Here is a 24,794-nt window from a genome sequence, read left to right as displayed (position 1 = left end):
GACAAGACCTGCCCTCCCAGTCAAAGGACCTGATCATGAAGAAAACAATTCTCGCCACCCTCGCCGCAGCCCTGATTGCCTCCGTCGCCGTTCCGGCAATGGCCGCTCAAGGCAAGGGCGACGGCCCCCGGCATGGCCCCCGCATCGAACGCATGATGGACCGGTTCGATGCTGACCGCGACGGCTCTGTCACGCTTGAAGAAGTCTCGGCGCACCGCCTTGCCATGTTTGAAAGCGCCGATACCGACAAGTCCGGTTCGCTGAGCAAGGATGAGCTCAAGGCCTTTGGCGACATGCGCAAGGAATTGCGCAAGCAGAACCGCGAAGAGCGCCGTGCCGAACGCCAGTCGATGGACGACGGTGCCATGAAGGACGGCGACAAGATGGGCAAGCATGGCGATCGTGACGGCAAGATGGCCGGCAAGCATGACGGCAAAGGTCACGGCAAGCGTCACGGCGAAGGCAAGGGCGATCACCGCGGCGGCATGAAACTCGAGCGTCTGGATACCGACAAGAACGGCGAGATCAGCCTGGAGGAATTCAGCTCCGCCGACGCCAAGATGTTCGACCGGTTCGACCGCAATGGCGACAAGAAGATCGATATCACCGACTTCTACCGCGACCGCAGCGACAACAACTGATCCTTCCGGATCATCCCGAACGAGAGCCAGGCCGGATTTGCATCCGGCCTGGCTTTTTCATGCGGAGGTGGCGATGCCGTAATGGCCGGAGATGACCGACCAGGCTTCATCAGCGGTATCGACGAAATTGAGCAGGTCGAGATCGCCCGGCGAGATGGTGCCGAAATCGGCCAGTGCCTGAAAATCGATGATGGCATTCCAGAATTCCGACCCGAACAGGATCAGCGGCACATGCTCCATGCGGCCGGTCTGGATCAGGGTGAGCGTTTCAAACAGCTCGTCCATGGTTCCAAAACCGCCGGGAAAAATCGTGATCGCCTTGGCGCGCATCAGGAAATGCATCTTGCGGATGGCAAAATAGTGGAAATTCAGGCTGAACTCCGGCGTCACATATTCATTGGGCGCCTGTTCATGCGGCAGCACGACGTTGAGACCGATCGAGGCCGCGCCGACATCATGGGCGCCGCGGTTGCTCGCTTCCATCACGCCCGGCCCGCCTCCGGTGCAGACGACGAACTCCTGGCCCTGTGTCGCCAGGGAATGGGTTGAGCACAGCCGGGCGAAGGCGCGGGCCTCGTCGTAGTAGCGGGAAGCCGCAGTCAGGTTTTTCGCCTGGGTCTCGTTCTTGGCGGCCCAGGGTTCCTTGCCTGGTTCGGGAATGCGTGCGCCGCCGAACATCACCACGGTCGAGCGGATTCCCGCCTCCATGAGAATCATTTCCGGCTTGAGCAGTTCCAGCTGCAAGCGCACAGGCCTGAGCTCCTCGCGGCACAGAAAATCCTCGTCGGCATAGGCCAGCCGGTAGGCCGGCGACGTGCTTTGCCGGGTTCTGGGCTGACGGTCGGCGCGAAGCTTGTCCTGACGGCTGTCAGCTAGCGGATCCCAGACCTGGTTTGTACGTTTGGCATTCATCTGCAGTTTCCCGTTTGGCGTTGGCGTAGCGGACCGGAATTGACCCCGTGCCCAGCCTCGCTTAGGAGAAGTGCAACGGCGCTGGCGGCCCGGCTTGATATCGCCATGTCCGCCCACACTAGACGTTGAACCTTAAGGAATCGCCACGATGAAACATGATTTGGACGCCCTCGCCCGCACGATCGAAGCCGCATTTGACAACCGTGATGCGGTGTCCACATCAACCCGCGGCGAAGTGCGCGATGCGGTCGAGACAGCGCTCAACCTGCTCGACCTCGGCGAAGCCCGTGTTGCCTCGCGCGGTGATGACGGCACATGGACCGTCAACCAGTGGCTCAAGAAGGCGGTGCTGCTGTCGTTCCGGCTCAACCCGATGGAAGTGATCAAGGGCGGCCCCGGCGAGGCGGTCTGGTGGGACAAGGTGCCATCCAAGTTCGAAGGCTGGAGCGCCAATGAATTCGAACGTTCCGGTTTCCGCGCCGTTCCCGGCTCGATCGTCCGCCGCGGCTCGTTCATCGGCAAGAACGTCGTGCTGATGCCCTCCTTCGTCAATCTCGGCGCCTATGTCGATGAAGGCACCATGGTCGACGGCTGGGCGACGGTCGGCTCCTGCGCCCAGATCGGCAAGAACGTTCACCTGTCGGGCGGCGTCGGCATCGGAGGTGTCCTCGAACCACTGCAGGCAGGTCCGACCATCATCGAGGACAATTGCTTCATCGGCGCACGTTCGGAAGTCGTCGAGGGCTGCATCATCCGCGAAGGCTCGGTGCTGGGCATGGGTGTCTACATCGGCAAGTCGACGCGCATCGTCAACCGGATGACCGGCGAGATCAGCTACGGGGAAGTGCCGCCCTACTCGGTGGTGGTGGCAGGCTCGATGCCGACCTCGGGCACGATGGGCAACGGCGCGGCCGCGCCGAACCTCTATTGTGCCGTGATCGTCAAGACGGTCGACGCGCAGACCCGGTCCAAGACCGGCATCAACGACCTGCTCAGGGACTAAGCCCCTCATGGCGCGGCGGCCCGGCTCCGGCATGCGCTGGCTTCTGTTCAGCGTGTCCGGCCGGCTGTCGCGCCGGGCCTATGCATGGGCGCTGCTGTTCTGGATTGCGGTGATGTCGGTACCGGTTTCGGTGGCGGTCGGGGCCGATCCCGACAGCGGTGTGATGACCGCGGCGGGGTTCGGCATCATCTTCAGCTTTCTGGCTGCGGCCTGGTCCATCGCGGTGATGAGCATCAAGCGGCTGCACGATGCCGGTCTGCCCGGCATACTTGTCGGCGTGCTGGTCATTCCCGGCGCATCGTTCTTCATGTTGCTGATCATCATGCTGTGGCCCTCGGTCAAGGGACCCAACACGCATGGCCCGGCACCGGATTTGCCGGGATATTGAGCGGCCGGTTTTTTCAGCCGTCGCGACCAGTCGACAGCTTCGGACCAATCGTCTAATCACGAAGCATGAAACTTACCGATCCGACACAAACACTTGCCGCACTGATCCGCTGCCCCTCGGTGACCCCCGAAGAGGGCGGCGCCCTGACCACTCTGGGCGATATGCTGGGCCAGCTTGGTTTTACCAATGACCGTGTGACCTTCTCCGAGGAGGGCACGGCGGATGTGGAGAACCTGTATTCACGGCTGGGCTCGAGCGGGCCACACCTGATGTTTGCAGGCCACACCGACGTGGTGCCGGTGGGCGACAAGGAGGCCTGGACGCAAGGGCCCTTCAGCGCCGAAATCGTCGATGGTGAAATGTACGGTCGCGGCGCGGTCGACATGAAGGGCGGCATTGCCTGCTTCGTCTCCGCACTGGCGCGATATATCGAACGCCGTGGCGCGCCCGAAGGCTCGGTGTCGCTACTGATCACCGGCGACGAGGAAGGCCCTTCGGTCAACGGCACCGAAAAACTGCTGGGCTATGCGAAAACCAAGGGCGAGCAATGGGATGCGGCGGTGGTCGGCGAGCCGACCAATCCGGAACAGATGGGAGACATGATCAAGATCGGCCGGCGCGGTTCGCTGTCGGGAACGCTCACGGTCGAAGGTATCCAGGGCCATGTCGCCTATCCGCACCTGGCCGACAATCCGCTGCGCGGCCTGATCAAGCTGGCCGATGCGTTGCTTGACCCGCCACTTGATGCCGGCAATGAGCGCTTTCCACCGTCCAATCTTGAAATCACCAGCATCGACACGGGCAATGCGGCCACCAATGTGATCCCGGCGCGGACAACCGCCCGTTTCAACATCCGGTTCAACGACATCTGGACCGCCGAAAGCCTGGCGAACGAGTTGCGCTCGCGGCTTGAACGGGCGGCAGGCGAAGCCGGACTGCGGCCCGGGCGCGGCCCGGTGCGCTACAGCGTCGAGTTTGACGCGCGCTCGTCCCCGTCGTTCCTGACGCGGGACAATGCGCTGATCGAAGCGCTGTCGGACGCCGTTGCGGAAGCGACAGGCAAGACGCCGGCCCTGTCGACCACCGGCGGCACTTCGGATGCACGCTTCATCAAGGATTACTGCCCCGTCGTCGAGTTCGGTCTTGTCGGCAAGACCATGCACATGGTCGATGAGCGAGTGGCGCTCAGCGACCTGGAAAGCCTGACCGGCATTTACGAGCTGTTCATCGAGCGCTGGTTCGAGCGCCGGGCATCCGAAACGGAGGCGCGCTGAACTTGGCAGGGGGTCCCGTTCCTACCCGGCTGGAGGCCGGCCGGTCGCTGGCCGGGCTGTTCTACCTGATCCTGGGCAACCGCGACGGCCTGCGCCTTTTCGACACCTCGCCGGATGGCTTCTGGCGCTCGTTCGGAGCTTTTTTCTGGGCCTGGCCGGTCCAGTGCTTCCTGTGGACCGGGATATGGCGCGCGGCGCCTGAAACCCGGCCTGAAACAGCGCAAGGGCTGTTCAGGTTCTTCTTCGTCTCAACCGGGTTCGACGTCGTCGCGTGGGTTCTTCCGGCCCTGCTTCTGCTGGCCGTGAGCCAGCTGTTCGGTCTCTCCGCCAAAGCCTCACGGCTGGTTGTCGTCAACAACTGGTTCGGGCTTCTATCGGCCTATATCGGGTTTTTCCCTGCCGCTCTGCGTTACCTGGCGCCGGTCTCCGATACGGCCAACGCATTCATCTCGCTGGCTGTCTATGCCGCTGTCATCTGGCTTTACTACCGGGTGATCCGCATGTGCGTCGAGGGTGACCTGATGATCACCATCTTCATCAGCCTGATGATGGTGATCGCCGGGTTGACCATTTCGGAAATCGCCTTCAGCGCACTGACCCGCTGACACCGGGCTCCTGCTTCAGGACATGCAAAAGCCACCCCTGCCCGTTCATGCAAACGGTGCGGGGATGGCTTGATGCAAAAACCAGCCGGCTGATTGTCAGGCGGCGATATCTTCGTCGGTGGCAAACAGCGCATCAAGGTCGAGATAGCAGATCATCTGCTCGTCGACCGGGATGATCGCCTTGGTCAGGGCGCGCTCGGCGGCCGGCAGGACATCCGGAGCCGGCTGCAGGTCGGCGTTGTTGACCGTGATCATGTCGGACACATTCTCGACCAGCAGACCGACAAGCTTGCCGGCGATGTTGGTCACGATGATCGCCGAGCGTTCGGTCGGCTTGATCGGCGGCAGGCCGAGGCGGATGGCCATGTCGATGACCGGGATCACCGATCCGCGCAGGTTGATCACGCCAAGAACATGGGGTGGCGAATGCGGCAGGGTTGTCGAGGGCGCCCAACCGCGGATTTCGCGAACCGACATGATGTTGACGCAGAAAACCTGCTTGCCCAGATGGAACGAGATAATTTCAAGATAGCCACTGTGGACCGAATTGTTGTTTGCGGATTCTTGCATCAGAATTCCTCCCAGTCGTCTTGTGACGCTGCGGTTGAGTTGTTGGATTTACCAGCACCAAAGGCGCGGGCAACAGTGTTCAGCATGTTTCTGGCCGGAGACTGGACAGGACGCGATCCGGCGGTGGAGGCGCTGACGCCTGCCGGGCCGTCTGAACGCCCGGCCGGTTTCGATGCAGCCGTCTGCTTGGCAGGGCCCGGCATTGCTGCCTGGGCCTGAACAGACACAGGACGGCTGCCTGTAAGGTTGAACTGGCGCACCAGGCTATCGAGCGCGGCCGCACCACTGGTGAGCCTGTGGGTGACCGCCGTGGTTTCTTCAACCATGGCCGCATTCTGCTGGGTGACCTGGTCCATCTGGTTGACCGCGGAGTTGATCTCCGTCAGCCCGCCGGCCTGCTCGCGCGCTGCCGTTGCGATCGAGTTGATCTGGTCGTTGATGGCGCTGACATGCTCTGCGATCAAGCCGAGCGCATCGCCGGTCTCGCGGACCAGCGTCACACCGGATTTGACCTCTTCGCCGGACTTGTTGATCAGGCCCTTGATGTCCTTGGCGGCCGTAGCCGAGCGCTGTGCCAGCTCCCGGACTTCCTGGGCAACCACAGCAAAGCCCTTTCCGGCCTCGCCGGCACGCGCCGCCTCGACACCGGCGTTGAGCGCCAGCAGGTTGGTCTGGAAGGCGATCTCGTCGATCACATTGATGATCTTGGAAATCTCGCCCGAGGCTTCCTCGATCCGGCCCATGGCGCTGATTGCCTCGGCAACCACCTTGCTCGATGTGTCGGTCGATTGCTTGGCCTCGGCAACCTTGTGGGTTGCCTCGTCAGCACGCTGGGACGAGTTCTTGACCGTGGCTGTGATCTCATCAAGCGCCGCGGAGGTCTCCTCGAGCGAGGCAGCCTGCTGCTCTGTGCGCCGTGACAGGTCATCGGCGGCTGCACGCAGTTCACCGGTGTCGCCGTTGATCCCGAGAATGTTTTCGCTGACATCGCTGAGCGTGGCATTGAGCTTTTCAACGGATGCGTTGAAATCGACCCGCAGCCGGTCGAGGCTTTCCATGAACGGCCGGTCGAGCCGGATTGTCAGGTCGCCGTCCGACAGCTTGCGCAGACCATCTGCCAGCGCATCGACCGCTTCCTGCATCTGTGCGGCTTCTTCAGCCTTGGCGGTCTCGCGTTCCTGGCGTCTGCGTTCAGTCTGGGAACGGTTCTCGTCAGCCTCGCGCTCGAGGTCGAGCTTCTCGATCGCCGCATTGCGGAACACCGCAACCGAACGCACCATCTCGCCGATCTCGTCCTTGCGGTTTTCACCGGCCAGTTCGATCGTGGTGTCGCCTTCCGCAAGGCGGCGCATGTTGTCGACCAGCGCCTCGATCGGCTTGGTCATGGAGCGCGAGAACCAGGTGCTGACGGCAATGGCGCCAAGCAGGAGCAGCAGCGAGAGGCCGAGAATGGCATTGCGCATCATCACCATGCTGGCGCCGGCTTCGCTCTTGTCGATCAGCGCAGCGACGGTCCAGTCGGCACCGTCGAACTTGACGCCGGTCATGGCGACATCGGCCTCCATGTTGCGATAGCCCTCGATCATACCGGCGACCACCGTGTTGCCCTTGGCGTTCTGCAGCAGGTCGCTCTCAATCTTGACTGCGAGCATGTCGTTTTCGGGCGTACGGATCGAATCGCTGATCAGATAGCCTTGGGAATTGAGCAGAACCGTTTCCCCGGTTTCGCCGAGCCCCGCGGTGTTGGACATGATGTCGGCGATCTTGCCGCTGGGCACGCGGATGATGATAACCCCGACCATTCCCATCTGCGAATTCAGGGCATGTCCCATGAAAGCTGCCGGCTGGCCATTGGCCGCGGGATAAGCCTCATAATCGGAAAATACGGTCTTTTCAGTCTCGTTGGGACCGACGATGCCCTCGAATACTTGTCCGATGCCGGTATTCTTCAACGCATCCGAGCGGAGATTGCCGGCATAATCGTCATTCTTGTTGACCGAGTACATGACGTTGCCGTTCATGTCGACGAGGTAGAAATCCTCCCAGCCACGGCTTTCCGCCATCTCGCGCAGCTGCGGATGATAGCGCTCATGGGTCTGGTCGTAGGAGCTGATCTTGGCATCATCTGGCTTTTGCGCGGTGTCGTATTTGTGCCGTTCGCCCGCGCCAAACGGGTTTTCGGTGATGTAACGGCGCTTGAGCTCCTGGGAAACGTCCGAACCGAGGAAGCCCCAGTCATACTTGAAGCCTTCGAGCGCGATGCGCATCAGGTTGTTCTGTGAGGTTGCGGTCAGATCCTGCTGCAAGTTGGCCAGAAAGGTTTCGAGCTGATTGCGGCGACCGTCAACGACTGCCTCAAGCTTCTCTGCAATCTTTTCATTGACTGCACTGGATCCGATCTGCAGGCTAACAACGCTCGATACGCCGATTGAGACGATCGTCAGCAATGCGGCGGCCAGCGGCAATTTTCGCGAAATAAGCATCAGCAATACCGAAATTTGAGAATATATGTCGACATGTCTCGAACAATCAGAGACGTCCAGTAACGGCATCATGCGGTCCACGGAAACGTGGATACTGGCCATGCAAGCTTTCGGTGCTTTGCGTTACCTTTCCATTAAGAACAACCGCAGATGCATCAAATTTGTCTCAAATTGCCATAGCGGCCGCGCAGACCCTCCGGAAAACGGCCATGTTGGTGCCTTTCAGGGAGGGCAGGCTTGTTATGCTGGCAGAGGTTCGGGCTTGTGGATGTGGAATCCCTGGCCGAAATCCACGCCGATCTCGGCGAGTTTTGCCATGACTTCGCTGCTTCCCACGTATTCCGCGACGGTGCCGATACCGAGAACCCTGGCCACATCGACAAAGCAGCGGACTGTGACATCGTTGAGCGGATTGTCGATCAGGTCACGGACAAACTGGCCATCGATCTTCAGATAATCGACAGGAAAGCGTTTGAGGTATCCGAAAGACGAAGCCCCGGCGCCGAAGTCGTCGAGGGCAACACGAACCCCCTTGCTTCTGACCTGCTCGATGAACGAGGTCGCGTCCGCAAGATTGGTTATGGCGGCGGTTTCGGTAATCTCGAAGCAAATCCGGCCGCAGATCTCCTTGCCTGCCTTTTCCAGAACGTCATTGGCGTGGGCATGGAACGAGCGATCGCCGACCGATTGCCCCGACAGGTTGATGCTTATGGTTTCGAATTCCCGCGATTGCGCACTGTTCTTCATCCAGTCGATTGCGCGGGAGAGCACCCAGCGATCGATACCGGATGCGAGGTTGAACCTTTCAGCGGACGGCAGGAAGGCGGATGGCGGAATGATACTGCCGTCTTCGTGCTGCATCCTGATCAGGAGTTCGGAATGCCGGCCGCCTGCAGCAGCGGAGAGCGATTGTATGTCCTGGAAGTAGAGGACGAACCGGTCTTCGTCGAGCGCCTGCTCGATGCGCGACGCCCACCGCATTTCGCCCGAACGCGCAGCCAGTGCCTCGTCACTGTCGACCCAGACCTGGACCCGGTTGCGTCCAGCTTCCTTTGCCGCGTAACAGGCGGTGTCAGCGGCCTGCAGTATGGAGGCAACGCTCGGCATGGAGCCATCGACCGGAACGAGCCCGATGCTGGTGCCGACGCGAAAGCGCTTTTCGTCGTGCACGAAACGGAAATCGTTCACCCGGTCGCACATCTTCTGCGCGATCCGGAGGGCATTTTCGGTCGAGCAACGCTCAAGCAGAACGGCAAACTCGTCGCCGCCGAGCCGGGCAAGCGTGTCGCCGGATCGCACCGATTCGGCAAGAAGCCTGGTGACCTGCTTGAGAAGCAAATCGCCAACCGCATGCCCGCAGGAATCATTGACGATCTTGAACTGGTCAAGGTCAATGTAAAGCAGGGCGTTCTGGCTCTCGTCGTGCTGTGACTTCTCGAAGGCCACCGTGAGCCGCCGGTCAAACTCGGCGCGGTTGATCAGGCCGGTAAGCGGGTCATGCGTCGCCCGGTGATGCATCTCGCGCGACAGCCGCCGCTGCTCGCTGACATCGTGGAAAACCAGGACCGCGCCGAGGATATCGCCTTCGGAATTGCGGATCGGGGCTGCCGAATCCTCGATGCTGAATTCCCGCCCGTCGCGGGCGACCAGCATGGTATCATGATCCAGTCCGACGACTTCGATCTTGTCGAGGCATGCCGCTATCGGGTCCGGCGCGGCCCTGCGGGTTTCCTCGTGCACAATATTGAAGATGCGGTGACTTGGTTGGCCTTGCGCCTCATCGGCACTCCATCCGGTAATTCTCTCTGCGACCGGGTTGAGCCATTGCACAATTCCGTCTGCATCGGTGGTCATCACCGCATCGCCGATGGAGTGCAGCGTGACGCGCATCAATTCGTGCTGCTCCTCGAGCTCCAGCGCCATTTTCCGCATCCGGGTGATGTCCCAGGCCGCACCGATGAGCCTCAGCGCGCGGCCGGACGGGTCGGAAATCACCTTTGCGGAGACACGGATGTGATGGATGGAGCTGTCGGAATGAAGAATGCGGTATTCCTCTTCCAGCGGCGATCCGTCGACCATCACCTGCCTGACGGCGTTTTCCATGCGCTCGCGGTCATCGGCATGCACGTGCCTGAACCACAGCTCGATTACCGGGGCGGGATCGGCCTCGTCCAGTCCGAACAGGCTGTACATCGAGGGGTCCCAGCTCATCTCCTTGCTGATGAGGTCGAATTCCCAGATGCCGATGTTGCCGCTGTTGGTGGCAATGGTGACCCTCTCGGCAAGCAGCAGCCTTTCCTGCTCTGCCTGTTTCTGACTGGTTATGTCGATGTGGGTGCCGATCAGGCGTATCGGTTTGCCATCCGCGTCCCTGGCAATCACTTGGCCGCGATCAAGAATCCAGACCCAGCTGCCATCCTTGTGGCGCATCCGGAACTGTTCTTCGAAGAATGGCTTCTTGCCGGCAATATGGTCGAGGTCGGCATTTTTTGCCCGCTCCCGGTCATCAGGATGCACAAGGTTGAGCCAGCTCTCGATTGCATCCCCCATCTCCTCGCGCGTGTATCCAAGGATACGGCACCACATTTCGGAATAATGCGTGGTCCCGGCAACCAGATCGACATCCCATATGCCGATCCGCCCGTTTTCGGTGGCCGCTGCCTGACGGTCACTGAGCACCTCCAGCGCAAGCTGCTGCTTCACACGATCGGTGACGTTCTGGAATGCGCCGGTAAGGCGCACGGCAATGCCATCCTCGAACTCGGCGGAGCCGACGGTTCGAACCCATATCCGGGTTCCGTCCGCCTGGATGAATGGCAACTCGATGTCCCAGCCCTCGCCGGTCTCGATGCTCTTCCCAACCGCAGCCTGAATAACCGGCCTTGCCTCGGGGGCATAGAATTTTACCGCTTCGTCGAGTTGCGGGACATATCCGGGTTCGACACCGTGAATGCGGCAGACTTCGTCGGACCAGAAGATTTCGTTGCTGACAAGATCGAGTTCCCAGCCGCCGACGCCGGCGACGCGCCCGGTCCTGTCGAGAAACATCTGGCTCTTGTGCAACTGGTTTTCCCGAAGCTTCCGCACGGAAATGTCGAGGTGGGTACCGAACATCCATTCGGGTTTGCCATCCTCGGTCCAGCTCATCACCTTGCCGCGATCAAGCACCCAGACCCAGTGACCATCCCTGTGGCGAATTCGCGCTTCGTGCCGGAAGGTCTCTGTCTTGCCGTCCAGATGCTGTTGCAGCGCTCGAAGCGAGGCTTCCAGTTCGTCGGGATGCGCCATGCTCGTCCATGTGTCGATCGAGACCGGTTGCAGTTCGGCAAGCGTATAGCCGACGATCTCCGCCCACCGTTCATTCAACCGGATCTCGCCGGTCTGAACATTCCATTCCCAGGTTCCGGCGCTGGTGCCGTCGAGTATGTTTTCGAGACGTTGCCGCTGTTCGCTCAAAATACGCTGCGTATCCACGCTATCGGAAATGTCGCGAATGATCTCGGTCCGGCCGGTCACCTCTCCGGTTGCCGAATAGACAGGCCCGGTCGAGACCGACACTGGAACACTTCTGCCGTCCCGCGTGCGCCTGAAGGTCTCGCGCAGGGCATTGCCGCCATTCTGCGGAAGATCTTTCTCCGGTCCGGCATCAGGCACCATGATAAGGCTGACAGGCTGGCCCACGGCTTCCTGCGCCGTGTAGCCGAACAGCTCTTCCGCGGAAGCGTTCCAGAATTCGATCCGCTCATCCAGGCTTATGGTGACAATCGCATCGACGCTGTTTGCGAGAATAGAGGTGGCCCTGGATTCGAGCCCCCGCAGTTCCTGTTCGCGGTCGAGGGCAATCCTGACTTCAAGCAAGCGCACGGCTGCAAATGCGAGATGCTGCAGGACCTCCCGCTGCTGCGCGGTAAGCTTGCCGGGCTTGCGATCGATCACGCACAGGGTGCCGACATTCTCACCACTGGAAAGCGCCAGCGGTACACCGGCATAAAACCGGACACCAGCATCCCGGGCTACAAACGGATTGTCGGCAAACCGGGGGTCGGCGGTGGCGTCCTCGACTTCCATGATACCGTCGCCATAAATGGCGTGGGCGCAGAAAGACACATCCCTGGGGGTTTCAGACATGCCATCAAGGCCAAAATTTGCCTTGAACCATTGCCTGTCCTGCTCGACCAGGGTGATCAGTGACACCGGGGTTCCGCAAACAAGTGCCGCTGCACGAACCAAAGCCTCGAACTCGGGCTCGGGTGCCGTGTCGAGAACGTGAAGGTCCCTTAGTGCCTTGAGGCGCTTGTCCTCGCTGGAGGACTGTTTCACTTGATCCAATATTCCCGCCCCTGGATTCGATCCATGAAAACAACGAATCCAGAACGGTATCTATCACTTACCCGTCTGTTGCCGCTATCGGACCCGTGGTTGCAGTTACTCAAACGACGATTGATCCAACTGCCGCCAAAATAACATGACTCCTGTAGTCAATTCTGAACATGAAGCTCGTTTGAGGGGAAAATTTGACATATTTCTAAATTAGAAGAAAAAGGTGAACGTGCGGTAACCAACGGTTAGGCAGTTTTCACCGATGGGATTTTGGCAACGCAGTGACGAAGCCGCTGTTTCCCGGCCACCGCAATGCGCCGGGTATGGATCGAACCGCCAAGGCATAGGGTGCGGGATTCAGCTATCCGGATCGGGATATTCAACGGCGCGGAAATACAGCCCCTCGGGGGCTGCAACCGGTCCGCAGGCCTTGCGCGAACGGGCGGCCAGCGCCAGTTCGACATCATCGGCCGACCATTTACCTTCTCCGACCAGCCGCAGCGTCCCGGCAAAGGAGCGGATCTGGTTGTGCAGGAAGCTGCGTGCGGAGGCGTGGATCTCGACAAGCCCTTCCGCATTGCCCTTGCGCACGTCCAGCCGGTCGAGGCTGCGCACGGGCGAATTGGCCTGACACTGCACCGAGCGAAAGGTGGTGAAATCGTGCTTGCCGACAAGCCGCTGCGCTGCTTCGTGCATGGCAGCGACATCGAGCGGCTTGGGCGACCACAGCGCCCGGTTCTTCTCGATCACCAACGGCGCTCGGCGGCAGATGATGCGGTAGACATAATGCCGTTTCAGTGCCGAGAAACGGGCATCGAACGCATCATCTACCCGGCGGGCGGCAATGATGACCACCCGCTCCCTGGCCATTTGCAGATGTGCGTTGATGGCATCGCGCACCGTGTCGTCGGGCCAGTTCTTCTCGAGATCGACGTGCGCGACCTGCCCCAGCGCGTGCACTCCGGCATCGGTTCTGCCGGCGCCGCGAATGCTGACGGTTTCGCCGCAAAACCCGAGGATCGCGGTCTCGATCGCCTGCTGAATCGAAGGGTGTTCATCCTGGCGCTGCCAGCCGGCATAACCGGTGCCGTCATATTCGATGTCGAGGCGGTAGCGCGGCATCAGCCGATCACCGTACCTTCGGGAACCGGTGTTCCGCGCAGGAAATCCCCGGCGGCAAGCGGCTTGCCGCCGGCTTTCTGCAAGGTGAGCAGACGGACGGCACCCTTGCCGCAGGCAATGGTCAGCCCGTCATCGAGCGCGGTGCCGGGAGCTGCCTGATGCGTATCGGTGTCCGCCAGCGCGGTTTCCAGCAGCTTGACCCGCTCGGCACGATCACCGGCCTGAAGCTCGAACCAGGCGCCGGGCGATGGTGCCAGTCCGCGCACATGGTCATGTACCTGCTGGGCGTCCAGGGTGAAATCGACCCTGGTTTCGGCCTTGTTGATCTTGGCCGCATAGGTAACGCCGTCGGCTGATTGCGGTGTGACCGGCAGACCTTCGGTCTCGAGCTTGGCCATGGCCTTGACCATCAGCGCGGCCGTCAACCGGGCCAGCCTGTCGTGGAGTTCGCCGGTGGTCATGGAGGGGGTGATGGCGACGGTTTCGGTCATCGCCGCCGGGCCGGTGTCGAGGCCCTCGTCCATCTTCATGATCATCACGCCGGTCCTGGTGTCACCGGCCATGATGGCGCGCTGGATCGGCGCTGCACCGCGCCAGCGCGGCAACAGCGAGGCATGGCCGTTCCAGGCACCGAGCCGCGGCGCATCAAGGATTGCCTTGGGCAGGATCAGACCATAGGCGACAACGACGGCCGCATCGGCGTCAAGCGCCCGGAATGCCGCCTGTTCCTCTTCGCTCTTGAGGCTTTTCGGGGTGAAGACCTTCAGGCCCAGCCGCTCGGCGGTGCGGTGAACCGGTGACGGCAGCACCTCCAGCCCGCGCCGTCCGGCCGGACGCGGCGGTTGCGAATAGACCGCGACGATTTCGTGGCCAGCCGCGTGCAACGCCTCAAGCGTCGGCGCGGCATAATCCGGCGTTCCCATGAAGATGATGCGCATGGCGGCTCCTCAAAACACATTCGCGGCAGGCGAACGACCGCCAAACGGCAAAATCGGCGCCTGGCCTCAGGCGGTAACGCGCTGCTTGGCCAGCTTGGTGAATTTGCGCACCACCATGTCCCGCTTGAGCTTGGAGATATGGTCGATGAACAGCACACCGTTGAGGTGGTCCATCTCGTGCTGCAGGCATGTGGCGAGCAGGCCGTCGGCCTCTGTCACCTGCTCCTTGCCGTCGCGGCCAAGGTGCTTGACGGTAACCGTCGCGGGCCGCTCGACTTCGGCGTAATAATCCGGAATCGAAAGGCATCCCTCTTCATAGACACTGGTGTCATCTCCGGTCGCCAAAAGCTCCGGATTGATAAACACCTGCGGATTGGGGTCCTCGTCCTTGCCGGCGATGTCAATCACCAACAGCCGCCGCGGCACGCCGACCTGAATCGCCGCCAGGCCAATGCCGGGCGCGTCGTACATGGTCTCGAGCATGTCATCGATGAAACTGTTCATTTCTGAATCGACACGCTCCACGGCCAGGCTTTGCTGGCGGAGGACGGGGTCGGGCAAGTAGATGATCGGCTTGATGGTCATGGCGGTGAAATAGTCATTGAACCGCGCGGCGTCAATCTGTGCCAGGCGTGACCGGGACACAATGTTCTTGTTTTGATCTGACAAAAGATCAAGAATCAGCTAGGTCATGTCGATGCAGACCGGCACAGCACTGTTTTCAATCCCGCTTTTTGAGCTCAATGGCCACATGGTCACGCTGGGTGAAAGCCTCGTCGCCGCCGTTGCGGCGGTGCTGCTGCTTGCCGTCTGGGTGGCCCTGAGCCTGACACGCGCCAGCCAAAGGCGGGCTGCCGCAGCAGTCGACGCCGCCGCTCGAGCGGCCCAGGCCGAAGCGCGGCTCGCCGAAATCCTCAAGGCGCAAGCGGAAATGCAGGGCCGCATGGGCACGATGGCCGAGCTGTTCGGCGCCCGCCAGGCCGAACTCAACCAGTCGATCGGCCAGCGTATCGACGGCATGACCCAGCGGCTGGGAACCTCGATCACCGAGCAGACCAAGTCGACGCACGAGAACCTGTCGAAGCTGCAGGAACGGCTGGCGGTGATCGATACGGCACAGAACAACATCCAGTCGCTGGCGCGCGACGTGGTCGGGCTTCAGGCGATATTGTCGAACAAGCAGACCCGCGGCGCCTTCGGCCAGTCGCGGATGGAAACCATCATCAAGGACGGGCTGCCGATGGGGGCCTTCCGGTTCCAGCCGACCTTGTCGAACGGCATGCGGCCCGACTGCACCATCGCCATGCCGAACGGCGCGCCGGACCTCGTCATCGATGCAAAATTTCCACTGGAAGCCTGGAACGCCATGCGCGAGGCGGAAACCGAAGGCAGCGGCGAGCAGGCGGCGCAAAGTGCGCAGCAGCGCTTCCGCCGGGACATCGAGGTTCATATCCGCGATATTTCCGACAAGTACCTGATTGCCGGCGAAACCCAGGACACGGCGTTTCTGTTCGTGCCATCGGAATCGATCTTCGCCGAGATCCACGAGAAATTCGAGGCCATTGTTCACAAGGCGCAGCGGTCACGGGTGGTGATCGTTTCGCCATCACTGCTGATGCTGTCGATCCAGGTGATCCAGGCGCTGCTCAAGGATGCGCGGATGCGCGAACAGGCACACCTGATCCAGGGCGAAGTGGTGCGGATGATGGAGGATGTCTCGCGGCTTGATGACAGGGTGCGCAAGCTGCAGTCGCATTTCTCCATGGCGCAGAAGGACGTGGACCTGATCCTGACCTCATCGGACAAGCTGACCAAGCGCGGGGCAAAGATCGAGGCGCTGGAATTCGCGCAACTGAGCGAGGACGCCGCTGCAGCTCCGGCATCCGGAGCGAACCGGGCTGACACCTCCACACCGCGCGAAAGCCCGAAATTCGAACCGCGCTCCACGACACTCAAACTGCGCGTGGTCGACGAAGACGACTGACCCCTTTTCTCGGTCCCGATAACCTGACAAAAAGCTGCGAAGACGACTGAAAGCGTAGCCCGGATCCCAAACGACGGATGCCGGAAAGCAAGGGAGACCGCCATGATCACCGTCATCGGATCAGTCAACATGGACCTGATCGCCACGACACCACGGCTGCCCGAACCGGGCGAGACCGTGGCCGGGACCGATTTCACGACGGCGCAGGGCGGCAAGGGCGCCAACCAGGCGCTGGCGGCGCAGCGTGCGGGCGCATCTGTGAAGATGTGCGGCGCGGTCGGCGACGACGCGTTTGCCAGCGAAGCGCTGGCGTTGCTGGGCGAAGCCGGCGCGGATTTGGGCCTGGTTCACCACATTGACGGCGCCACCGGCACGGCGCTGATCCTTGTCGGCGGAGATGGCGAGAACATGATTGCGGTCATACCCGGCGCCAATGGTCAAGTGACCCCGGCGGACGCCGAAGAGGCGGTAGCGGCGATGTCCGGGGGGGACACATTGCTGCTGCAGATGGAAATCCCGGAGGCGAGCGTCGAAGCGGCAATGAAGGCGGCGCGCGGCAAGGGTGTGACAAGCGTTCTCAACATCGCGCCGCTGACCGACGCAGTCGAGCGGCTCGCGCCGCTTGCCGACATCGTCATTGCCAATGAGACCGAATTCGCCCGGCTGTCCGGCCGTCCGGCGGAAACACTGGCCGCAGCCCGCACCGAGCTCGAGGCGCTGCATGACAAGACCGGTCAGTGCATGATCATCACGCTTGGCGGCGACGGTGTTCTCTGGGCCAGGGACGGCAAGGTGGAGCACGTGCCGTCGCTCAAGATCAAGCCTGTCGACACGGTCGGCGCTGGCGACACGTTCTGCGGCTACCTGGCCCAGGGTCTCGACGCGGGGACAGGATTTGCAGCCGCGGTCCGCCGCGCGGCCGTGGCCGGCGCGCTGGCCTGCCTGAAGCCCGGTGCCCAGCCTTCCATCCCGCTGTCAGCCGAAGTCGATGCCCGGCTCTGAGACGATCAGAGACGGCCAAGCCGCTCTATCAGCAGATCGAAGAAACGGTCGGCGTCCACGTTCCTGATAACAAGGGCGTTCTCCGCCCGGCCGGTGACCTTCCACCAGTCGACCACCGTGGCGCCCAGCGTCAGCTCGGAACCGGTCTCGATCTCGACATTGCATGAGCGGCCGGAAAACATGCCGGGATCGAGCAGCCAGGCGATGACCGTCGGGTCGTGCAGCGGGCCGCCATCGGTGCCGTATTTTTCCTCGTCGAAGCGCTCGAAGAACTCGAGCATGTCGGCCATCGCCACCGAAGCCCGGTTGCCGTTGGCGCGCAGCCGCTCGACTCTAACCCTGGTGGTCAGCACCTTGTGGGTAACGTCGAGCGGCATCATGGTGACCGGCACGCCGGCGCCGAACACGATCTTTGCGGCTTCGGGATCGACAAAGATGTTGAACTCGGCCGAGGGCGTGATGTTGCCGCCTTCGAAGAAGCCGCCGCCCATCAGCACGATCTGCTTGATCCGGGCGACAACATCGGGCGCACGCTCAATGACCATGGCGATGTTGGTGAGCGGTCCCAGCGGGCACAGCGTCACCGTGCCGGCCGGCTCATTGCGCAAGGTCTCGATGATGAAATCGACGGCATGGGTCTTTTCGAGCGGGCGTGCCGGTTCAAACAGGTCGACACCATCCAGACCTGTCTTGCCATGCACGTGCTCGGCGGTCACCAGCTTGCGGGCAAGCGGCTTGTCGGCGCCGGCATAGACCGCGATATCGCCACGGCCACAGATTTCGGTGACCATGCGGGCGTTCCGCTCCGTCAGCGAAAGCGGCACATTGCCGGCAACCGCGGTCACGCCCAGCACCTCGAGTTCCGGACTGGCAAGCGCCAGCATGATCGCAGCGGCATCGTCCTGGCCGGGGTCTGTGTCGATGATGATCTTGCACGGCGTCATGGTCGGTCCTTTGAAAGATGCGATTCGGTGGCGGGACATTAAGTGCGGCAATGGCGATGGAGCAAGGTTCTTGCGAAGCCGCAATGAAATTACCATATTACGCTCATACCGGATGCCGATTGTGGGTCCGGTGCCTGTCGCTTGAGAACGAGGACAAGCCATGTCTCGCATGACGCCTTTTTCAAGCCCGCTGCTGCTGGGCTTTGATACAATGGAAAAGACCCTGGAGCGGATCGCCAAGGGTTCCGAAGGTTACCCGCCTTACAATATCGAGCGGATCCGCGCCTCCGCGGACGGAAGCAAGTCCGAGCGTCTCAGAATCACGCTGGCTGTCGCCGGCTTCTGTGACGAGGATCTCGAAGTGACGACGGAAGAAAACCAGCTCGTCATCCGCGGACGCCAAACCGACAATGACGGGCGCGAATATTTGCATCGCGGCATCGCCGCCCGGCAGTTCCAGCGCATGTTCGTGCTGGCTGACGGAATGCAGGTTGTCAGCGCCGAATTGAAGAACGGATTGCTTTCCGTTGATCTAATTCGGCCGGAACCGGAGCGCATGGTGCGAAAAATTAACATTTCGGTTCGAGACTGAAGGTTACAGTTCGAGCCACAGGATGTTTCCTGCCAGCTTCAGGAGGAAATCGACATGATTGCCAAATCGGGAAAAACCCAATTGTCTGCCAATGATCTGGCCCTGCTCGGAGCCGGGAAGATCGGCTATATCCGCAAAATGCGCTCTGAGGACGTCATCGCCCGCTTCCCGGAAGCCCCGGTGCTTGATCCCGGCCTTGAGCTCTGGGCGCTGTTTGGCGCCGACGGGACGCCGATCCTGTTGACCGACAACCGCTCCAGCACCTTCTACCGCGCGGCTGAAGACGAACTCAAAACCGTCGCCCTGCACTAACCGGGTTGCCGTCACCGCACGGGTGATGACGAGGCGCACCGCCGCGCCGTGTAGACTGTTTCACCAAAAACACCGGGACCGCCTCAAGCCAGCTTGAGGCGGTCCCGGTGTTTGGGGCGCAGGTTACTTGCGCAGGTTCGAGAACATGACCGCGATCACGATGATCGCGCCGATGACGATGCTCTGCCAATAGGGATCGACCTCGATGATGTTGAGGCCGTTGGCGATGACCGCCATCAGCAGTGCGCCGATGACCGTGCCCGATACCTTGCCCTGGCCGCCATTGAGCGCGGTGCCGCCGATGATCACCGCGGCAATCGCGTTCAGCTCGTAGCCGATGCCGGCAGATGGCGGGGCCGCACCAACGCGCGCCGCATAGATGATCCCGCCAAGCGCACAGCAGAGCCCGCACAAAGTGTAGGTCGCGATGCGTACATAGGCGATGTTGATGCCCGACAGGCGCGCCGCTTCCTCATTGCCGCCAATGGCATAGATACCGCGGCCCAGCCGGGTGTACTTGAGCAGCAGCGTCACCAGCACGGCGATCACGATCGACAGGAAAATCGGGAACGGGATTCCCAGAACCAGCCCGTCTGCAATCCAGAGAAACTCCTCCGGGAATGACATCGAGGGATTGCCACGGGAAATCAGCAGCACAACGCCACGGGCAACACCCATCATGCCGAGCGTGGTGATGAAGGCGGGGACCTTTCCATACTGGATGACAAGGCCATTGATCATGCCGGCGAACACCGTCGCCGCCACCGCCAGCGTTCCGGCGACGACAATATTGACGCCGTAGACCACGTTCAGGACCGCCATGATGGAAATGGTCAGCGCAAGCAGGGAGCCGACGGACAGATCGATCCCGGCGGATATGATCACCATGGTCATGCCGAGCCCGATGATCAGGTTGATCGAGGCCTGTTTGCCGATGTTGAACAGGTTGTTGGCGGTGAAAAAATATTCCGACATGAACGACAGAACGATGACGACAGCGACCAGGCATGCCAGCGCAATGACCTGCTGCTTGCTGTCGGCCAGAATGACTTTAATGGACATTTCTTCTCCCACTCATCGAAAACACGACGTTCTCACTGTTCAGTTCATTGCCGGCGAGTTCCTTGACGACCTCCCCCTTGCGCAACACCAGGGCGCGATTGCAGAGCCCTATGACTTCGTCGATCTCGCTTGAGGCGATGATGATCGACTTGCCTGCCTTGGCCAGTTCGATGATGAGCGAGTAGATCTGGAATTTTGCCCCGACATCGATGCCCCGTGTCGGTTCGTCAAACATCAGGATGTTGGCGTCGCGCATCAGCCATTTGGCCAGAACGATCTTCTGCTGGTTGCCGCCGCTCAGATTGACGACCCGGTTCTTCGGATCGCCGGGCCTGATCTCCAGCCGGTCGAAATTTTCCTCGGCGACGCGGGCTTCTTCGGCAAGATCCAGGAACGGGTGTGCGATCTTGTCGAGCGATGCCAGGCTGATGTTTTCCAGGCAGCTCATGACCAGGTTGAGCCCCTGCTCCTTGCGGCTTTCGGGAAGCAGGCCGATCCCGTTGCGGATCGCCTCCATCGGCGAGCTGTTCGTGATGGTTCGGCCATCAAGCGACAGGCTGCCTGAGCGGACCGGCCTTGCGCCGAAGATGGTCTCGAGAAGCTCGGTTTTTCCGGATCCGACGAGACCGGTGATGCCGAGCACCTCTCCGCGCCGCGCGGCGAAGGAAATGTTGCGGAAACCTTCGCCAGACAGGTCCGTGACCTGCAGGACCGTCGTGTCGGCATGGGTGCTTTTGGCGGGGAAGTGGTCCTTCAACTCGGACCCGACCATCTGGGTGACGATATCGTCGATGGTCATTTCCGAGGCCAGGCTGGTGCTGACCTTGCTGCCGTTCTTGAACACCGTGATGCGATTGCAGATCTGCTTGATTTCATCGAGCCGGTGGGAAATGTAGATGATCGACACACCGAGCGACTGCAGGGTTCTTACAAACTCGAACAGCAAATTCGTTTCGGCGTCGGAGAGCGCCGATGTCGGCTCGTCCATGATCAGGATCTTGAGGTTCTTGCGATGCACGACCTTGAGGATCTCGATCATCTGGCGGGTCGCAACACCAAGCGTCGAGAGCTTGTCGGTCGGCCTGGCATCGACACCGAAGCGTTCGAGCAACCGGGCAGCCTCCAGATTGATTGCGGCCCAGTCGACACCGAACCAGCGCATCGGGTAAGCGCCCAGGAATATGTTCTCGGCCACGGTCAGCGTGTTGACCTGAGAGAACTCCTGGTAGATCCCGCCAATGCCCGCCTGCTGGGCTTCGGAGGGGGTGTGAAAATCAACGGCACGGCCGTTGAGCCGCATGACGCCCTCGTCCTTGCGGTAGGCGCCGGTGATGATCTTGACCAGCGTCGACTTGCCGGCGCCGTTCTCTCCCAGAAGGGCATGCACCTCTCCCTCGGCGAGATCAAAATCGACGCTGTCCAAAGCACGCACACCGGGAAAGCTTTTCGACAGACCGGTGATTTCCAGCAAAGTTTCCATTCAGTCCCTCCAGCGAAGACAGGTGGAAGCCTTCCGGACATTCGAAAGGCTTCCAGCACTTGCGTTTGCAGGATCGCTGCAGACGTTTCCCGGGAGGGTTAGTTGGTGATGTACTGATCGACCTCGGCGGCGGTGACGAGTTCCGGCGCAATGTAGGTTTCCGGATCGATGCCCTCGGTGGTCTTGCCGTTGGCAATGTACTTCAGCGCAGCATCCATGCTGAGCTGAACCATCTTGCGCGCATCCATGCGGATGGTTGCGGCAACATCGCCCTTCTTGATCGCCTGATAACCGCCCTGCTGGCCGTCATATCCGACAATCACGATGTCCTTCTTGCCCGCGGATGCAGCAGCCCGCGCCGCACCAACGGCCAGGTTGTCGGACTCGCCGAAGACGCCGTCCAGATCCGGATGGGACTGAAGAATGTCCTCCATCACCTTGAGACCTTCCTCTTCGGTCCAGTGCGCACCCTGCTGGGCGGCAACCTCAAGACCCGGGTGCACCAGCGCACCGAGCTCAAAGCCCTTTGTCCGCAGGATCTGCACCGGGTTTCCGGTTTCACCCTGGATAAGTGCGATCTTGCCGATACCGCCGAGACGCTTGGCAATGTAGTCGACCGCCATCTTGCCGCCCTGGCCGTTGTCGACACCGACATAGGCCACCATGTCGGTGGTGTTGAGGCGGTTGTCCATATTGACCACGGCGACACCGGCCTTCATTGCCTTCTTGACCACAGGCACCAGGGCGGTGGTGTGGCCGGCCACCAGAATGATGATGTCGGTGTTCTTGGTGATCAGGTTCTCGATGATGGAGATCTGGCCTTCATAGTCGCCGAATGAACCGGCCGGCGCATAGCGCTGGACGTCGACGCCAACTTCCTTGCCGTAAGCCACGGCCTGTTCAGCCATTTCGATCTGAAACGCGTTGGTGGTCAGATCCATTACCACGATGGCGCCGGTCAGATCTTTGGCTGTCGCCTGAAAAGACATGAGCATTGCGCCTGCCATGACAGTCGCCTGAAGAAACTTTCTACGAATCATTGCTACCTCCTCCAAGGATTGCCGGGAAAATTCCGGCATTTGATTCCAAACTTCAGGTCGCGGCCTTCGTCCTGTTCCAAGCGACCCCTTATTCGCTGCGGCCATGCCCGCACATGATGACGGCCCACCCAAACGAGGAGGCTTTCTTCGAATTGCGCATGGCTGCTCCAAAACGGAACCCAAACCCATTGCGACACTCGATTGCTGCTCCCCCGTCTACGAAGCCATGCTCCTCCATGCTCGTGTGCGTTCACTCGGATAATGTTGGTTCAGCCTGATGGGCTCTTTTGAGCCGCGCAGGCCAACCAGTTCAAACCGGAACCTGTGGCACCTGAAATCTTTTCAGTGGGTGTCGTTATCCGCCGTCGTTCCGAATATTTTTATATATCTCGATTTTTGCTTTCGTTTATTTTTGTTTGGTGAGTTTTACCGAAGTTTTTCATTCTGGCAAGTCCGAGCAATCATTTCCCCGAGATCCACAGGTTGTGACCGATCTGCGAAGAAGAGTGAATTCTACCAACGGATGCAAAGAAAAACGGGCTTGCAGCGCCTCTCCGGTGCTCAAATTGGGCAAGCCGTCACTGATCATCTCAACTTCAGGTCGAAGAAATATCGCCATAGTTCAGAATCATTCGAAAGCATACGAGATGAGTTGTATGCCGGACTGTGCGGCTCGAACCTGGTTCGAGGCGCAGAGCCGCGAGCCCGTACCGGAGCGCAAGGGACCAGTACCCGGAAGGCAAAAACCCGGATGCCAGGCATGGCAATCCGGGTTTCAGCAGATATCGATTTCCGAAAGTTGACCAGGCGAGAACCGGCACCTGCGGATGCCAGCCCCAGCCGGACGGGCCGGGCTCAGGCCGCAAGACCGTGAGCCGTCCGGTTCAGGCCGCGTTGGAGGCGGGCTCTTCGGTGAGGAAGGCATGCAGCGAGGCAGCACTGTCGGTGGCGCGCAACTTGGCCACCATCTCGCTGTCGCGCATCACGCGGGCGATGCGTGAGAGCGCCTTGAGGTGATCGGCACCAGCGCCTTCGGGCGCCAGCAGCAGGAACACCAGGTCGACCGGCTGATCATCCAGCGCCTCGAAGTCGACGGGCTGGTCAAGACGCGCGAAAACACCGACGATCTTGTCCAGCGACGCCAGCTTGCCGTGCGGAATGGCAATGCCATTGCCGACACCGGTGGAGCCGAGCCGTTCGCGCTGCAGGATGACGTCGAAGACCTCGCGCTCGGGAAGTCCAGTGACTTCCGAGGCCTTGGCCGCGAGTTCCTGCAACAGCTGCTTCTTGGAGTTTGCCTTGAGCGCAGGCAGAACAGAGTTCTGCGCAATCAGATCAGCAAGCGCCATGTTGAATTCCTTGTTCTGGGCCCGCGTTCCGGACCTCGTTGTTCGCTTCATGTGAAAGGTTGCAGGCCATTGCGGGAAAGCCGCCTGTGGCCTGCATCCCTATTTCATGTCAGCCAACGCCGTCAGGATTTTACCCCGCCTGCGTCAATCCAGCCAATGTTGCCATCATCACGGCGATAGACAACATTGAGGGCATCATTGCCCGCATTCCGGAACATCAGGATCCGTTCATCCGTCATATCAAGAGCCATCACCGCATCGGCGACGCTCATGGTCACCAGCTGCTTGGTGCTTTCGGCGATGATTGCCGGAGAATAATCCTCCGGCACTTCGGTCGCATCGTCGCTGGCCGAATCCACCACTGCGTAAGCCAACTCGGCCTGAACCTGCTGGCTGTTGGCATGATGATCCTTGAGGCGGCGCTTGTAGCGGCGGAGACGCTTTTCGACCCGCTCCGCCGCAGCATCGAATGCGGGCTGGGGGTCCTGGGCTTCTCCGGTCGCATGCAGCACGACACCGGTATCGAGATGGATCTTGCAATCAGCTTTGAAGCGCGACCCGGATTTTTCGACAATCACGTGGCTTGAAAAACCGCCATCGTAATATTTCCGAACCGCACCTGTGACCTGGTCCTCGATGCGGGTCATGAAAGACTCGCCGATTTCCATATGCTTACCCGACACTCGCACGCTCATGGGTCATCCCTTCTTGTTATGACTTGGGAATTTAGTCTAAGCCATGCGCCGCGCTCATCCAAGCGTCCAGCGGTGGTC

22 protein-coding genes are annotated in these 24,794 nt (G+C 60.8%); 9 read left to right on the top strand and 13 right to left on the bottom strand.

The annotated features are described in order from the left end of the window. The first annotated feature begins 35 nt into the window (after positions 1-35). Complete coding sequence (locus tag WNY80_RS21485) at positions 36-641, top strand: hypothetical protein (RefSeq protein WP_342889457.1); 606 nt, start codon at positions 36-38, stop codon at positions 639-641. 57 nt (positions 642-698) lie between these two features. Here WNY80_RS21485 and WNY80_RS21480 read toward each other — a convergent pair whose 3' ends face one another. Then, positions 699-1,553: an LOG family protein gene (locus WNY80_RS21480; protein WP_342889456.1), complete on the bottom strand. Its 855-nt coding sequence runs from the start codon at positions 1,551-1,553 to the stop codon at positions 699-701. A gap of 148 nt (positions 1,554-1,701) precedes the next feature. Here WNY80_RS21480 and dapD point away from each other — a divergent pair, with 148 nt between their 5' ends. The 4 genes from dapD (at position 1,702) to WNY80_RS21460 (ending at position 4,823) form a co-directional block, all read left to right on the top strand. Then, positions 1,702-2,556: a 2,3,4,5-tetrahydropyridine-2,6-dicarboxylate N-succinyltransferase gene (gene dapD, locus WNY80_RS21475; protein ID WP_342889455.1), complete on the top strand. Its 855-nt coding sequence runs from the start codon at positions 1,702-1,704 to the stop codon at positions 2,554-2,556. A gap of 7 nt (positions 2,557-2,563) precedes the next feature. Continuing rightward, positions 2,564-2,944: a DUF805 domain-containing protein gene (locus WNY80_RS21470; protein WP_342889454.1), complete on the top strand. Its 381-nt coding sequence runs from the start codon at positions 2,564-2,566 to the stop codon at positions 2,942-2,944. Positions 2,945-3,009: 65 nt separating this feature from the next. Beyond that, positions 3,010-4,218 carry a succinyl-diaminopimelate desuccinylase gene (dapE, locus tag WNY80_RS21465; protein WP_342889453.1) on the top strand — a complete coding sequence of 403 codons (1,209 nt, stop codon included), beginning with the start codon at positions 3,010-3,012 and terminating at the stop codon, positions 4,216-4,218. A 2-nt stretch (positions 4,219-4,220) separates the two neighbouring features. Further along, the gene (locus tag WNY80_RS21460; protein WP_342889452.1) at positions 4,221-4,823 is read left to right on the top strand and encodes a hypothetical protein; all 603 of its coding nucleotides are present in this window, start codon (positions 4,221-4,223) and stop codon (positions 4,821-4,823) included. Positions 4,824-4,919: 96 nt separating this feature from the next. Here the strand turns inward: WNY80_RS21460 and WNY80_RS21455 are convergent, their stop codons facing one another. The 6 genes from WNY80_RS21455 to def all read right to left on the bottom strand — a co-directional run bounded on the left by WNY80_RS21455 (position 4,920) and on the right by def (position 14,841). Continuing rightward, positions 4,920-5,393: a chemotaxis protein CheW gene (locus tag WNY80_RS21455; RefSeq protein WP_342889451.1), complete on the bottom strand. Its 474-nt coding sequence runs from the start codon at positions 5,391-5,393 to the stop codon at positions 4,920-4,922. Then, positions 5,393-7,876, bottom strand: a complete 2,484-nt coding sequence (locus tag WNY80_RS21450) for a methyl-accepting chemotaxis protein (RefSeq protein ID WP_342889450.1) — start codon at positions 7,874-7,876, stop codon at positions 5,393-5,395. Before WNY80_RS21450 ends, WNY80_RS21455 begins: the two co-directional genes overlap by 1 nt. Positions 7,877-8,116: 240 nt before the next feature. Beyond that, positions 8,117-12,196 (bottom strand): PAS domain-containing protein, encoded by a 4,080-nt coding sequence (locus WNY80_RS21445; protein ID WP_342889449.1) that lies wholly within the window; start codon positions 12,194-12,196, stop codon positions 8,117-8,119. Between the two features lie 357 nt (positions 12,197-12,553). Further along, positions 12,554-13,318: a tRNA pseudouridine(38-40) synthase TruA gene (gene truA / locus WNY80_RS21440; RefSeq protein WP_342889448.1), complete on the bottom strand. Its 765-nt coding sequence runs from the start codon at positions 13,316-13,318 to the stop codon at positions 12,554-12,556. Next, the gene (gene fmt / locus WNY80_RS21435) at positions 13,318-14,256 is read right to left on the bottom strand and encodes a methionyl-tRNA formyltransferase (protein ID WP_342889447.1); all 939 of its coding nucleotides are present in this window, start codon (positions 14,254-14,256) and stop codon (positions 13,318-13,320) included. Before fmt ends, truA begins: the two co-directional genes overlap by 1 nt. A gap of 66 nt (positions 14,257-14,322) precedes the next feature. Beyond that, positions 14,323-14,841, bottom strand: a complete 519-nt coding sequence (gene def, locus WNY80_RS21430) for a peptide deformylase (protein ID WP_342889483.1) — start codon at positions 14,839-14,841, stop codon at positions 14,323-14,325. A gap of 112 nt (positions 14,842-14,953) precedes the next feature. Between def and rmuC the strand changes: the two genes are divergently transcribed. Next, the gene (gene rmuC / locus WNY80_RS21425) at positions 14,954-16,240 is read left to right on the top strand and encodes a DNA recombination protein RmuC (protein WP_342889482.1); all 1,287 of its coding nucleotides are present in this window, start codon (positions 14,954-14,956) and stop codon (positions 16,238-16,240) included. A gap of 102 nt (positions 16,241-16,342) precedes the next feature. After that, entirely contained in the window at positions 16,343-17,242 is a 900-nt protein-coding gene (locus WNY80_RS21420) for a ribokinase (RefSeq protein WP_342889446.1), read from the top strand. A gap of 5 nt (positions 17,243-17,247) precedes the next feature. Here WNY80_RS21420 and WNY80_RS21415 read toward each other — a convergent pair whose 3' ends face one another. Continuing rightward, the gene (locus tag WNY80_RS21415; RefSeq protein WP_342889445.1) at positions 17,248-18,186 is read right to left on the bottom strand and encodes a nucleoside hydrolase; all 939 of its coding nucleotides are present in this window, start codon (positions 18,184-18,186) and stop codon (positions 17,248-17,250) included. Positions 18,187-18,346: 160 nt separating this feature from the next. Here WNY80_RS21415 and WNY80_RS21410 point away from each other — a divergent pair, with 160 nt between their 5' ends. Both WNY80_RS21410 and WNY80_RS21405 read left to right on the top strand, forming a co-directional pair. Next, a complete protein-coding gene (locus tag WNY80_RS21410; protein ID WP_342889444.1) occupies positions 18,347-18,778 on the top strand; it encodes an Hsp20 family protein in 432 nt (143 codons plus the stop codon). A 54-nt stretch (positions 18,779-18,832) separates the two neighbouring features. Further along, on the top strand, positions 18,833-19,090 hold the full coding sequence (locus WNY80_RS21405; protein ID WP_342889443.1) for a DUF1150 family protein: 258 nt from the start codon (positions 18,833-18,835) through the stop codon (positions 19,088-19,090). A gap of 123 nt (positions 19,091-19,213) precedes the next feature. Here the strand turns inward: WNY80_RS21405 and WNY80_RS21400 are convergent, their stop codons facing one another. From WNY80_RS21400 to raiA, 5 genes are all read right to left on the bottom strand, one after another. Next, positions 19,214-20,152, bottom strand: coding sequence for an ABC transporter permease (locus WNY80_RS21400; RefSeq protein WP_342889442.1), 939 nt, complete (start codon positions 20,150-20,152; stop codon positions 19,214-19,216). Then, positions 20,142-21,632 (bottom strand): sugar ABC transporter ATP-binding protein, encoded by a 1,491-nt coding sequence (locus WNY80_RS21395; RefSeq protein WP_342889441.1) that lies wholly within the window; start codon positions 21,630-21,632, stop codon positions 20,142-20,144. Before WNY80_RS21395 ends, WNY80_RS21400 begins: the two co-directional genes overlap by 11 nt. A gap of 98 nt (positions 21,633-21,730) precedes the next feature. Next, positions 21,731-22,672: a sugar ABC transporter substrate-binding protein gene (locus tag WNY80_RS21390; RefSeq protein WP_342889440.1), complete on the bottom strand. Its 942-nt coding sequence runs from the start codon at positions 22,670-22,672 to the stop codon at positions 21,731-21,733. Between the two features lie 884 nt (positions 22,673-23,556). Then, positions 23,557-24,021 carry a PTS IIA-like nitrogen regulatory protein PtsN gene (gene ptsN / locus WNY80_RS21385; protein ID WP_342889439.1) on the bottom strand — a complete coding sequence of 155 codons (465 nt, stop codon included), beginning with the start codon at positions 24,019-24,021 and terminating at the stop codon, positions 23,557-23,559. Between the two features lie 122 nt (positions 24,022-24,143). Then, positions 24,144-24,716, bottom strand: a complete 573-nt coding sequence (gene raiA / locus WNY80_RS21380) for a ribosome-associated translation inhibitor RaiA (protein ID WP_342889438.1) — start codon at positions 24,714-24,716, stop codon at positions 24,144-24,146. Positions 24,717-24,794 lie beyond the last annotated feature (78 nt).

The organism is Hoeflea sp. AS16, from assembly GCF_038900095.1.
Lineage (GTDB): Bacteria > Pseudomonadota > Alphaproteobacteria > Rhizobiales > Rhizobiaceae > Hoeflea.
This window is presented reverse-complemented; position numbering and strand designations above follow the sequence as displayed.